Source organism: Clostridium phoceensis, from assembly GCF_001244495.1.
GTDB lineage: Bacteria > Bacillota > Clostridia > Oscillospirales > Oscillospiraceae > Lawsonibacter > Lawsonibacter asaccharolyticus.
The window spans coordinates 1749147-1761003 of sequence record NZ_LN866274.1; the positions used below are offsets into that span (position 1 = coordinate 1749147).

12 protein-coding genes are annotated in these 11857 nt (G+C 62.8%); 9 read left to right on the forward strand and 3 right to left on the reverse strand.

The features are described 5' to 3' along the window. Positions 1-25: 25 nt before the first annotated feature. The 3 genes from BN1969_RS09255 to BN1969_RS09260 all read right to left on the reverse strand — a co-directional run bounded on the left by BN1969_RS09255 (position 26) and on the right by BN1969_RS09260 (position 3246). Complete coding sequence (locus tag BN1969_RS09255) at positions 26-889, reverse strand: DUF4397 domain-containing protein (RefSeq protein ID WP_050624042.1); 864 nt, start codon at positions 887-889, stop codon at positions 26-28. A gap of 221 nt (positions 890-1110) precedes the next feature. Then, the gene (locus BN1969_RS18890; RefSeq protein WP_256183478.1) at positions 1111-1236 is read right to left on the reverse strand and encodes a hypothetical protein; all 126 of its coding nucleotides are present in this window, start codon (positions 1234-1236) and stop codon (positions 1111-1113) included. Positions 1237-1311: 75 nt separating this feature from the next. Then, positions 1312-3246: a RyR domain-containing protein gene (locus tag BN1969_RS09260; protein ID WP_050624043.1), complete on the reverse strand. Its 1935-nt coding sequence runs from the start codon at positions 3244-3246 to the stop codon at positions 1312-1314. A gap of 232 nt (positions 3247-3478) precedes the next feature. Between BN1969_RS09260 and BN1969_RS17945 the strand changes: the two genes are divergently transcribed. From BN1969_RS17945 to BN1969_RS18245, 9 genes are all read left to right on the forward strand, one after another. Continuing rightward, positions 3479-4192 carry a FadR/GntR family transcriptional regulator gene (locus tag BN1969_RS17945; protein WP_050624044.1) on the forward strand — a complete coding sequence of 238 codons (714 nt, stop codon included), beginning with the start codon at positions 3479-3481 and terminating at the stop codon, positions 4190-4192. 364 nt (positions 4193-4556) lie between these two features. Next, positions 4557-5606, forward strand: a complete 1050-nt coding sequence (locus tag BN1969_RS09270) for a TRAP transporter substrate-binding protein (RefSeq protein WP_050624045.1) — start codon at positions 4557-4559, stop codon at positions 5604-5606. Between the two features lie 75 nt (positions 5607-5681). After that, positions 5682-6185, forward strand: coding sequence for a TRAP transporter small permease (locus tag BN1969_RS09275; RefSeq protein WP_050624046.1), 504 nt, complete (start codon positions 5682-5684; stop codon positions 6183-6185). Positions 6186-6200: 15 nt separating this feature from the next. Next, on the forward strand, positions 6201-7469 hold the full coding sequence (locus tag BN1969_RS09280; protein ID WP_050624047.1) for a TRAP transporter large permease: 1269 nt from the start codon (positions 6201-6203) through the stop codon (positions 7467-7469). A gap of 52 nt (positions 7470-7521) precedes the next feature. Then, on the forward strand, positions 7522-8355 hold the full coding sequence (locus BN1969_RS09285) for an SDR family oxidoreductase (RefSeq protein WP_050624048.1): 834 nt from the start codon (positions 7522-7524) through the stop codon (positions 8353-8355). Next, positions 8349-9248 carry a dihydrodipicolinate synthase family protein gene (locus BN1969_RS09290; RefSeq protein WP_050624049.1) on the forward strand — a complete coding sequence of 300 codons (900 nt, stop codon included), beginning with the start codon at positions 8349-8351 and terminating at the stop codon, positions 9246-9248. Before BN1969_RS09285 ends, BN1969_RS09290 begins: the two co-directional genes overlap by 7 nt. 251 nt (positions 9249-9499) lie before the next feature. After that, the gene (locus BN1969_RS09295; protein WP_242850317.1) at positions 9500-10468 is read left to right on the forward strand and encodes an ABC transporter substrate-binding protein; all 969 of its coding nucleotides are present in this window, start codon (positions 9500-9502) and stop codon (positions 10466-10468) included. Next, on the forward strand, positions 10431-11441 hold the full coding sequence (locus BN1969_RS09300; protein WP_050624050.1) for a FecCD family ABC transporter permease: 1011 nt from the start codon (positions 10431-10433) through the stop codon (positions 11439-11441). The genes BN1969_RS09295 and BN1969_RS09300 overlap by 38 nt, the downstream gene beginning before the upstream one ends. Next, on the forward strand, positions 11438-11857 hold a 420-nt coding region (locus tag BN1969_RS18245; RefSeq protein WP_187120339.1), incomplete at its 3' end, for an ATP-binding cassette domain-containing protein. The genes BN1969_RS09300 and BN1969_RS18245, both read left to right, overlap by 4 nt.

Genomic DNA, 11857 nt, shown 5'->3' on the forward strand with positions numbered 1-11857 from the left:
GTAGGACCTTTGTCTGCCGGGAGAGTCAGCGGTCTGTCACCACCAGGGTCTGGATCTCGTTGGAGCCGGAGCCCCCGCTGAGGACATACAGGGTGTAGGTGGACCTGGGCGCCGCCTCCAGCTGGAGGGAGGCCAAGGCAGAGAAGGGGGGCGCCATCCCGATGAAGGCGGAGTCCATGGTTTCGATGTCCAGGTAGCTGGGCATGGGGAGAAGGTTGGTCTCCGCCAGATAGAACTGGTAGGTCCCGGGGCGGATCTGCTTGAAATAGGTGGTCTCCTTGAATTGCACGTCGGTATAGACCACCCGGCCGTCGGCCAGAAGGAGGTCCAGGGGCTGGCTGTTGTAGGCCAGGTTGCTCATCCGGAAGTTGGACAGAGCGCCGGTGGGGGGGCAGCACACATCGGAGATGGGGACCAGGTCCAGGCCGCCGGCGGTCTGGACCACTGCTACGGTGACAGGGGCGTTGTCCTGGAAGGGCAGGGTCTTTTGCAGGTAGATGTAGCCGTCCTGGCCCGACACGGTGACGGACCGGTATCCGGAAGCCATCCGGCGGTAAGAGGAGACTGCGGTGAACTCCAGAGAGCGAACCGCCAGCGTGCTGCCGATGAAGATGCGGAAGGGGGGATAGGAGCGGGCCGCGTTGAGAAAGCGGATGCTGCTCCAGCGGGGCCAGCCGGGGACCATGCCGATGCCGCCTCCTGGGGCCACGGGACCGCCCTCTCCCGGATTTGGGAGAGGGATCACCGGAGTACCCCCGATGTCGGGCGCCACAGGACCGCCCTCTCCGGGGTCAGGCAGGGGGATCACAGGGGTCTGGCCGCTGGAGGCACGGGACTGGGCGGCGTCGGGGGAGAAGGGTTCGGAAGAGAAGCAGTGGAAGGATTCCATATGAAGAGCCGAACAAGCTCGGCTTTCCTCCTTTCGGTTTGGGCTGCCCTATCCTATTCCGGGGACGGGAGAGGGGTGACAGGCGTGACCGCACCCTTTTTCCGGGAAAGGGGAGGGGAAGCTGGCCGAAAGGAGCACAGGCCGGACCTGGAGGGAAAGGATACCAGGAGAGGCGCTGAAAAGCGGAAACCGGCGGCTGCCTGTGGGCAGCCGCCGGTTTTTCACATCGCGGGGTCGGAGGACTGGCGCTGATCCCGGTCCCGGCACTGCGTGCCCTGGGCCTGGGCGCCCTTGCTGTTCTTCTTCTGCCGGGCCTGCTTTTGGTCCTGCTGGCTGTTCTTAGGCATAAAATCTCACCTCAGCAGTAGTATTGCCTGGGAAAAGAGATCCATACCAGAAAAACAGCCGAACTGCAAAAAAACTCAGAAGGACTTCCGGTACAGCTCGTAGCCGATCTCTTTCAGGTAGTCGGGGACGTTGCGGACGGACATCCGGATGAACTCCTTGGTGGACTCGTCCAGCTCCTGATAGGGCCGCATGTCTGGGTGGAGTTTCAGCTCGCTGTCCCGCTTGCCGTAGCGCCAGCCGTCAGCCCGCTTGTCCTTCATCCAGCGCTCGTGCTCCAGCTCAGAGAGCTGTTCCAACACTGGGCCGTAGAGATCCATGATGGTGTCCGCGGCCCCGGGAAGGACGGGGCGCAGGCCGATGCTCATGTTGAAAGACTCCAGCCGCTCCCCCAGATAGCGGATCTGGGAGCGGTGGCCCTCCTTGTAGAACTCGTCCAGGTCGCTCCAGTCCGCCATCTCCGGTTCCTGCCGCACCAGGGAGAGCTCCTTGGGGGTGGCACCCCGGGCCTGGGCGTCGGCCAGGTGCTTCTGGCGGTACTTCTCGTGGGCAGTGAAGGCGTACTGTTCCACCGCCTCCCCCATCATCTGCTCAAAGGACAGCTTGCGCATAAAGTCCTGGACATCCACATGGATGTCCAGCTGGGCAGCCAGGGGAAGGCAGGAGGGGGTGTACCGGCTTGCGCCAGCCAGCCGGCTCATACCCAGGATAAATTCAATGGACCGGGCCCCATGGCGGTACTCCGACACCCTCAGCAGAGCGCACAGCAGGCCCCGGGAGATGTCCACCCGTCCAGTATCCGGGTGGCAGATACCCTTCACGTTTTTCAGGATCAGGCTGCGCAGCAGCATAGCACGGCGGATGATGTGCTTTTTGTCGGTAACGCAGGTGGGGTTGGGGCCCTTGATGTCCAGGATGCCTTTGAGGCGGCTGACGAAATCGGGGCCCTTGATGGCCTGGAAGCGGTGCACGTCCTCCGGGGCCTGGGGAAGAAATTCCGAGAAGGAGGAGGCGGTGGCACCCGCAAAGACAAAGACCGCCCCCGGGATGGGCAGGGGGCTGCCGTCCAGGGTGTATTCCCCGTCCTGCATGGGGGCCAGGAAATACTTCAGCCAGCCCCGGGAGACCCCGCCCAGCTCGGAGTCAAACTCGTCGAAGAAGATCAGGGGGATCAGCCCGTCTTCATAGCGCAGAGCCTGATGGAGGGCGTGGAAGAGCTGGGGGACCGAGTCGTACTGGGACAGGTTCAGGGAGGTGATGCGGAACCTGCCCCGGCTCAGGGCGATCTGCTTGACGCCGAAGGACTTGCCGGAGCCAGGAGGTCCGAAGACGGCGATGGAGATTGGCTTGGGGGCGTCCTTCCCTGCGTCCCGGTGGTCATATGCATAGATGTACTCGTCCAGCAGGGTCTTGATGGCGTGGTAGTTCTCGATCTCCCCCAGGTCTACCGTAGACAGAACCCGGTAGCGGCAGACGGGGACATGGCGGAACAGGTGGTCCGTCCCCTCCAGCACGATGTTCTGGGCCACTGCCAGATAGCCCCCGGGCTGAGATTTGCAGAACTCGTCCAGGATGCAGAAGGGGTCGGAACCGGAGACCAGGGTCTTCAGGCTCCGGTCGGGCACCGCCACCCGGCAGACCTCACCGTCCTGCCGGCGCTGAGCCAGGCTGCACAGGACCTGATAGAGGTCGGAGGAGTCACCCAGGGTCCGCTTCTCGCTGCGGTTGGGGGTGAAGAGCAGGGACCAGTGCCAGTCCTCCCGGATGAGGGCGCCCTCCTCGTTGAGGAGGATCACCATGTCCTTCCGGCTGCGCAGGGCCCGCAGGGCATCATTTACCGCCAGCTGGAGGAGGAATTCATCCACGGTGCGCTCGTAGGAGATCTCCCGGCTGATGGGAAAGTCCAGCTGGCGCAGGTGCTCCATGCGGAGCAGTGGCGTCTTGGAGGGGGAGAAGGCCTGGGCCAGCAGCAGGCCGGACTGATAGGGCTGATAGTAGGCTCTGGGTTTCATGGCGGGCTCCTTTCTGAGCGGGCCGGACCGGGACCCGGCGGCAGGTGTCTTTTCTCTATTGTAGACGCTTTTTCCGGCCTTGGCAAGAGCTGGGGATGGGAGATGAAAAGAGAAAAATGTCATACAAAGAACAATAATTGTCATACAAAAGAAAGAAATCCTTGACGTATAGGGCATCGGGTTGTAGAATAAAAACAATGACATGCCCAAAAGACAGGCGGAGGTGAGGCATATGGAACCCATTTCCAGGGTCCCCATTGTCCAGCAGGTAGAGGAGAGGATCAGAGAGCTGATCCAGGAGGAGCAGTATCAGCCTGGGAAAAAGCTGCCGCCGGAGATGGAGCTGTGCCAGCGCCTGGGGGTGGGCCGTGGCACTGTGCGGGAGGCATTCCGGCTGCTCCAGGCCAAGGGTGTGGTGGAGATCAAGCCGGGACGGGGGGCCTTTGTGGCGGAGAACCCTGCAGAGCGGGATATCGGGGCCATCGACTGGCTGGTGGAGAACGAGCGGGAACTGCGGGACTCCATCGAGATCCGCACGGCGCTGGAGCCTATGGCGGCCCGGCGGATGGCGGAGCGATGCAACACCGAGGATATCCGCCGCCTGGAGAACATCCACCGTAGCTTCCTAAGCGCCATTCAGGAGGGGGACGCGGCTATGATCGGCCGCCTGGACGAGCAGTTCCACAGCGCCATCGTGGAGAGCAGCGGGAACGCACTGATGATCGAGATCAACAGCCATGTGTGCCAGGGAATGCAGACCTTCCGCAGCAAGACCTTCCAGGTGGAGCAGAACGTGAAGAACGCGGTCATGCCCCACAGCAATATTATGAACGCCATCCTGGCCCGGGATGCCGCCCAGGCGGAGCGGGAGATGCGGGCCCATCTGGACAAGGTCCAGGAGGATCTGACCCAGAACATCCATGCCCCGGGACACGAGACAAAATAATCGGAACTGCCCAGCCCGGCAGTTTGAGACCCCCAGCCGTACCGGTGCGGCTGGGGGATTTCTTCTGTGTCCCGGCAGAGAAGAGGACACGGTCCGGCTCAGGCAGCGGTGTTTTGGACGTGCCAGGAAGACGGGCGGGGTCCAGGGGAAAACCGGCTTTGTACAATATGTTGAGAAATTTGAGAAAAAGAGAGAGCAGAGCGGAAATTAGCACAAAAATGAGAGAGGAATTTTGTCGGCTTTTTCCATTGACATCTTAATACAGTCTTAATATACTATAGTCAGATGTCATACAATCGTCCGTCTGACGAAAGGGAGGACGGTGGTATGTAGCTTCGGACACAACGATAAGGAGGATCCTGTAATGAAAAAACTTGCTTCCCTTGTGCTGGCCGGCGCCATGGCCTTTTCCCTGGCTGCCTGCGGAAACAACAGCACTCCTGCCGGCGGCAGCACTCCAGCCGCCAGCACTCCCGCCTCCGGCGGCATCGAGCCCATTGAGCTGACCATCTATTCCCCCGGCAACGAGAACTCCGTCCCCACTAAGACAATCATTGAGTACGCCCGTCTGGTGAACGAGGCATCTGACGGCGCCATCACCCTGGATGTCCACCACTCCAACGAGCTGGGCAGCGACGCCGAATCCATCGAGTCCACCCGCATGGGCACCATCGACCTGATCTTTGCCGGCACCTCCGGTTTTACCTCCTTCTATGAGAAAGCCAAGGTGCTGGACCTGCCCTTCCTGTTTGACAGCGCGGAGCAGGCCTATGAGGTGACCAACAGCGAGATCGGTGAGCAGATCTTCTCCGGCCTCGAGGAGTTCGGCCTGGTCTTCCTGGCCGAGGGCGATAACGGCATGCGCCACATCTCCACCACCAACCGGCCCGTCCACACCGCCGCCGACGTGCAGGGCCTGAAGATCCGCGTGCCTGAGAGCCAGCTGTACCTGGACGTGTGGCAGGCTCTGGGCGCCACCCCCGTGGCCCTGGCTCTGCCTGAGCTGGCCCTGGCCCTGTCCAATGGCACCGCCGAGGCCCAGGATAATGCCACCTATCACCTGGTCGCCAACGCCACTTATGACGACATCAAATACTTCTCCAACATCAACTACATGTGGATGGGCTGCACCATGGCCGCCAACGCCAACACCTGGAACGGCCTGGACCCCGCCGTACAGGAGATCCTGAAGGAACAGGCCAAGGCAGCTGTCAAGTACAGCTTTGACACCATCGCCGCCGACAACGAGACCGCCACCAAGACTCTGCAGGACGCCGGCGTGGAGTTCGACTTCGAGCCTGATGTCCAGTCCTTCAAGGACGCGCTGGGCGGCGACGCCTACTATGATCAGTATAAGGATGAGAGCTGGTACGACCAGGAGCTGCTGGACGCCATCCTGGCGGAGGTGCGCTGATCCAAACAAAATCTGCGCTGACAGCTGCATAGGCCCCTGCCTATGCAGCTGTCCTTTGTAGAGGGGAGAAATCGTATGAAATTGTGTAACAAGATATCCAAAGGGGTGGCCAAGGGCGCGGAAGTGATCTGCATGCTCACCATTGCGGCCCTGGTGCTGGTCATCGTGGTGGAGCTGCTCCGCCGTAACTTCCTGGGCCAGTCCTTTGGCGGGAACGTGCAGCTGTGCGGCATCCTCTTCCTGTGGATGGCCTTTATCGGTCTGATCCCCCTGTACCGGGACAGCGGCCTGATGCGCCTGGACTTCCTTGTCGCCCGCACCAAGGGCCCGGTGTACGAGGTGCTGTACTTCGCCAACAAGCTGTTCAGCCTGCTGCTGGGCGTGGTGATGGTCGTCGCCTTCGCCGCCCAGTATCCCTATGTCAGCACCCGCACCTATTCCACCTTCACTATCCCGGTGCCCTATACGGTGCAGTATTTCCCCATGTGCCTGGCTGGAGCCTATATGGCGCTGGAGTCTCTGCGGCAGATGGCGGAGCACGTGGCAGAAAAGGCCCGAGGCAGCCGGGCGCAGGTATAAGGGAGGGACACGGATATGGTAATTTTTCTGATAGCGTTTGTGCTCCTTCTGGTCATTGGTGTCCCTATCAGCATCTCCATCGGTGCCTCCGCCGTGCTGGGGTGCCTGTCTCTGGGGTATCCCTTGGTGGTCATCGGCCAGAAGATGGTCAGCGGCATCGACTCTTTCCTGCTGATCGCAGTGCCCCTGTTCATTCTGGCGGGCAACCTGATGAATGCAGGCAAGATCACGGAGAAGATCTTTGATACGGCCAAAGAGCTGGTGGGCTGGATCCCCGGCGGCCTGGGCCATGCCAACGTGGTGGCCAGCATCATTTTCGCCGGCATGTCCGGCTCCGCCGTGGCCGACGCCGGCGGCTTGGGCGCCATTGAGATGGAGGCCATGAAAAAGAACGGCTATGACGAGGACTTCGCCGGCGCCGTCACCGCGGCCTCCTCCGTCATCGGACCCATCTTCCCGCCCTCCATCCCCCTGATCATCTACGGAAGTGTGGCCAGCGTCAGTGTGGACCAGCTGTTCATGGGCGGCGTGGTGCCCGGCCTGCTGATGGGCGTACTGCTCATGGTGATGGTCCTTTACTTCGCCATCGTGCGCAGGTATGAGCGCCACCCCTTCCGCCTGCGGGCCCTGATCCGCCAGTTCCTGGGCTCCATCCCCGCCCTCATCACCCCGGTCATCATCCTGTGTGGCTTCGTGGTGGGCTGGTTCACCCCTACAGAGGCGTCTTCCATTGCGGTTATCTACTCCCTGCTGATCGCCCTCTTCCTCTACCGGACCCTGGACTGGAAGAGCTTCAAGAAGTGCCTGAAGGACTCCGCCATCTCCTCTGCCAACACCCTGTTCATCATCGGCACCTCTACCCTGTTCACCTACGTCATGGCAATGGAGGGCATCTCCCGCCAGTTCGCTGATGTGATCCTGGGCATCAGCAGCAATCCCAACGTGGTCCTGCTGGTCATCAACGTCCTGCTGCTCGTCCTGGGCATGGTGATGGAGCCCGGCGCCATCCTGACCCTGATGCTCCCTGTGCTGCTGCCCATTGCCAACGGCCTGGGGCTGGACCTGGTCCACTTCGGCGTCATGGTGGTGCTCAACCTGATGATCGGTCAGGTGACCCCGCCCTTCGGCGTGTGCCTGTTCGTCATCTCCGACGTAAACAAGCTGAAGCTGGAACGGCTGTATCGATCCATCCTGCCCTTCCTGGTCCCCTTGATTTTAACGCTGATTCTGGTAACCTATATACCGGGGATCGTTACGGCCCTGCCAAACGCCCTGCTGAGCTGAGAACGTCCCCTGTTCCAAATCATCCAATTGTTAGAGAGGAGTACATCACATCATGAGCGATCAACTGTTCAGCGTAGAAAATAAGATCTGCATCGTCACCGGCGGCCTGGGGCAGATCGGCAAGAATTTCGTCCAGGAGCTCTGGAAGCGGGGTGCCAGGGTGGCCGTGTGGGGCCGCACCGTCAACGACGAGCGCATCGCCAAGACCCTGGGGGAGGAGGCCCTGAAGACCTCCGCTCTGCGTTTTTACTCTGTGGACATCACTAAGAAGGAGGAGATGAACGCCGCCCTGGACGACATGGAAGCGGTCTGGGGGGACGCCCCTGACGTGCTGGTGAACAACGCCGGCATCGACACTCAGCCCTCTGCGCCTCCGGAGGTGTCCGGTCCCTTTGAGAACTTCCCGGAGGAGATTTTCCGGGAAGTAGTGGATGTGAACCTGGTAGGCACCTTCCTGGCCTGCCAGGCGGTGGGCGCCCGGATGGTCAAGGCGGGCAAGGGCGGCTCCATCATCAATGTGGGCTCCATCTATGGCATGCTCTCTCCCATCCAGGACATCTATGCCTATAAGAAGGAGATGACCGGCGTCCCCTTCATCAAGCCGGTGGCCTACTCTGCCGCCAAGTCCGGCATCTACAACCTGACCCGCTACCTGGCCACCTACTGGGGCAAGCAGGGCATCCGGGTCAACACCCTCACCCCCGCCGGCGTGTGGCGGGACACCCAGGACGAGATCTTCCAGGCCAACTTCTGCGCCCGGATGCCCATGGGCCGCATGTCTCAGGAGAATGAGTACAACGGCGCCCTGATCTTCCTGGCCTCCCAGGCGTCCTCCTTTATGACGGGTTCCAATCTGGTGATCGACGGGGGCTGGACAGCATGGTAAACGTGAAGCCGGAGCAGTTCCAAAAGATCTGGTCGGCCCTCATCACCCCCACCAACGAGGACGAGAGCGTCAATTATGAGGCCCTGGAGCGCATCGTAGAGCTCCAGATCCAGGACGGCGCGGAGGGCTTCTACTGCTGCGGGTCCTCGGGGGAGGGGCTGCTGCTCACCCTGGAGGAGCGCAAGCAGGTGCTGGAGCACGTGCTCAAGGCGGCGGACGGGCGGGTGCCCGTTATCTCCCATGTAGGCACCATCCGCACCCGGGATGTGGTGGACCTGGCGCGGCACGCCATGTCCGCCGGGGCCCTGGCGGTGTCCATGATCCCGCCCTACTACTATAAGTTTTCCATGGACGAGATCATGGGCTACTACGAGGACGTGATCCGGGCCATCCCCGATGTGCCCGCCATCGTCTATAACATTCCCCAGTTCACCGGAGTGGAGTTCAGCAAGGAAAACGCGGGACGGCTGCTGTCCAACGAGAACATCGTAGGCATCAAGCACACCTCCACCAACCTGTACAGCCTGGAGCGGATGGGGCAGGCATTCCCTGGCAAGGCCCTGATCAACGGCTTTGACGAGCAGCTGCTGGGAGCTCTGGCTATGGGCTCCTGCGCCACCATCGGTACCACGGTCAACCTGTTTGCCCCCCTGTTCCACCGGGTGCGGGACGCCTTTGACCGGGGGGACATGGCCCAGGCCTACCGCTGGCAGCACGCCATCAATCTCCGGGTGGAGGAGACGGTGAAGCTGGGCATTTTCAACGCCATGAAATACGGCTGGACCCTGCGGGGGGTGGACTGCGGCTTCTGCCGCGCCCCCTTCCGGCCCCTGGACGGAGCGGCCAGGGAGAAGATGGCCCAGCTGATGGCCCTGCCCCTGGAGCCGGTATGAGCTCCCGGTCCGTCAGATTCGTATCCTGATCGAAAAGAGAGAGACAGCGCCCGCCGCGGCTCCAGGCCGCGGCGGGCGCACAGCATTGAGGCAGCCGGACCCGCATCCCGGGAGCATGGGGGAGAAAAGTCCTTTCAGACCGTGGAAAGAAAAGATTTTTGTGGCATCTGGGGAGATCTTGTGGTAAAATGGGGCCGGTCATTCGGTCTGGGGCTCCGGACCCAGGCTTCTGAAAAGAAAGGAAATCCCAGATGATGATGAAACGATCCATATCCCTGGTTACCGCACTCTGTCTGCTGTCCCTCTGCGCCTGCGCCGCTCCTGGCGGAAGGGCGGTGTCCCCCGCGTCGGCGGACGGGGAGATGGGGAGCTCTGTGAGCTTCACGGACAGCTTGGGCAGTACCATTACCCTGGAGGAAGCGCCCCAGCGGGTGGCAGCCCTGATCGGCAGCTACGCGGAGACCTGGGTCCTGGCAGGAGGGGAGGACACGCTGGCAGCGGTGACCCAGGACGCCTACGATGAGCGGGGGCTGGAGCTGGGGGAGGATGTGACCAACGTGGGCTCCAACCAGACCCCGGAGCTGGAGGCGCTTTTCGCCGCCCAGCCTGACCTGGTGCTCCTGACTCCCGATCTGGACGGCCAGCTGGCGCTGGCGGAGCCCCTGGCTGCGGCCGGCATTCCCGCCGCTTGGTTCAAGGTGGAGTCCTTCTCCGACTACCTCTCCATGCTGGAGATCTGCACCCGTCTGACGGGGCGGGATGACCTGTATCAGGCCAACGGGCTGGATATCCAGGCAGAGATCGACCGGGCGCTTGCCCGTGTCCCGGAGGGGGAGCACCCCACGGTCCTGCTGCTGCGGGCCTACTCCACCGGCGTCCGGGCCAAGAACAGCGACAATATCACCGGCGTGATGCTGAAGGATCTGGGCTGTATCAACATCGCGGACAGCGACAGCGGACTGCTGGAGGAGATCCAGATGGAGTCCATCCTGGCGGCGGACCCGGACCATATCTTCGTGACCACCATGGGCTCCAGCACGGAGAAGGCGCTGGACAGCCTGACGGAGCTGTTCCACAGCGACCCGGCTTGGGAGTCCCTTGCGGCGGTGAAAGAGGGGCGGGTCCATATCCTGGACAAGGCCCTGTTCCACTACAAGCCTAATGCGCGATGGGGAGAGAGCTATGAAGTCCTTGCCGACATCCTATACGGCGGCGCGTAAGTGGGGGATCATCCTCCTGCTGGCTCTGGCCAGTCTGGGGGCGGCTCTGCTGAGCATGAGCTTCGGCTCCACCCAAGTCCCGTTTTCAGAGATCCTGACCGCCTTGATGGGCGGTGAGACCCAGGCATACAATATCGTGGTCTATGCCCGCCTGCCCCGCACCCTGGCGGCCCTGCTGTGCGGCAGTGCCCTGGCGGTGGGCGGGGTCATCATCCAGGGAGTGCTGGGCAACCCCCTGGCGGGGCCCAATATCATCGGGGTGAATGCCGGCGCAGGCCTGGGGGCAGTCCTCTGCGCCGCCCTGATTCCGACCTCTATGACGGCGGTCCCGGTGGCAGCTTTCCTGGGGGCGCTGGGGGCGTGTATGCTGGTGTACACCCTGGCCCGGAGGACCGGGGCCAGCCGCATCACCCTGGTGCTGGCCGGGGTGGCCATCAGCAGCATGCTCTCCGCCGCCATCGACGCGGTCTCCATCCTGTTCCCGGAGGCCGCCCTGGGGGCAGGCAGCTTTATGGTGGGCCGGCTGTCTGGGGTGACAGTGGCCGCCCTGAAGGTGCCGGCCCTGCTCTCCCTCCTGGCCGGGGCGGGGGCCTTTGCCATGAGCTATGAGCTGGACCTGCTCACCCTGGGGGATGAGGTGGCCCAGTCCCTGGGGCTGTCTGCCCGGGCGGCCCGAAACCTCCTGCTTACCCTGGCGGCGGTGCTGTGCGGCGCGGCGGTGAGCTTTGCCGGGCTGGTGGGCTTCGTGGGCCTGCTGGTGCCCCACGCGGCCCGCTTCCTGGTAGGGGGGGAACACAAGTACCTGCTGGCTGCCTCCCTGTTCCTGGGGGCGGCGCTGGTGACAGTGTGTGACCTGGCGGCCCGGGTGCTGTTCGTCCCCTTTGAGCTGCCAGTGGGCATCCTGCTCTCCCTGATGGGCGGCCCCTTCTTTCTGTGGCTGCTGTTCCGGCAGAGGGGAGGGCGGCGGACATGATGGAGCTATGCCATATCACGGCGGGCTACGGCGGCCTGCCGGTACTGAGGGACGTATCCCTGGTCTTTGAGCCGGGGAAGGTCACCGTCCTGGCCGGGCCTAATGGCTGTGGAAAATCCACTCTCCTGCGGGTGGCGGCCCGGCTGATGGCACCGGAACGGGGAGAGGTAAGGATAGAGGGGCAGGACGTGTCCCGGCTCTCCGCCAAGCAGTTTGCCCGGTTGGCGGCGCTGCTTCCCCAGAGCCGGCCGCTGCCCGGCATCACGGCGGGGAGCCTGGTCCTCCACGGGCGCTTCCCCTATCTGGGCTATCCCCGCCGCTACTCCCGGGAGGACCCGGAGGCGGGCCGCCAAGCCCTCGAGCGCAACGGGGTGGGTGGGGTGGGGGGGGGGCCCATTGGCCGCCACTTCGGGGGG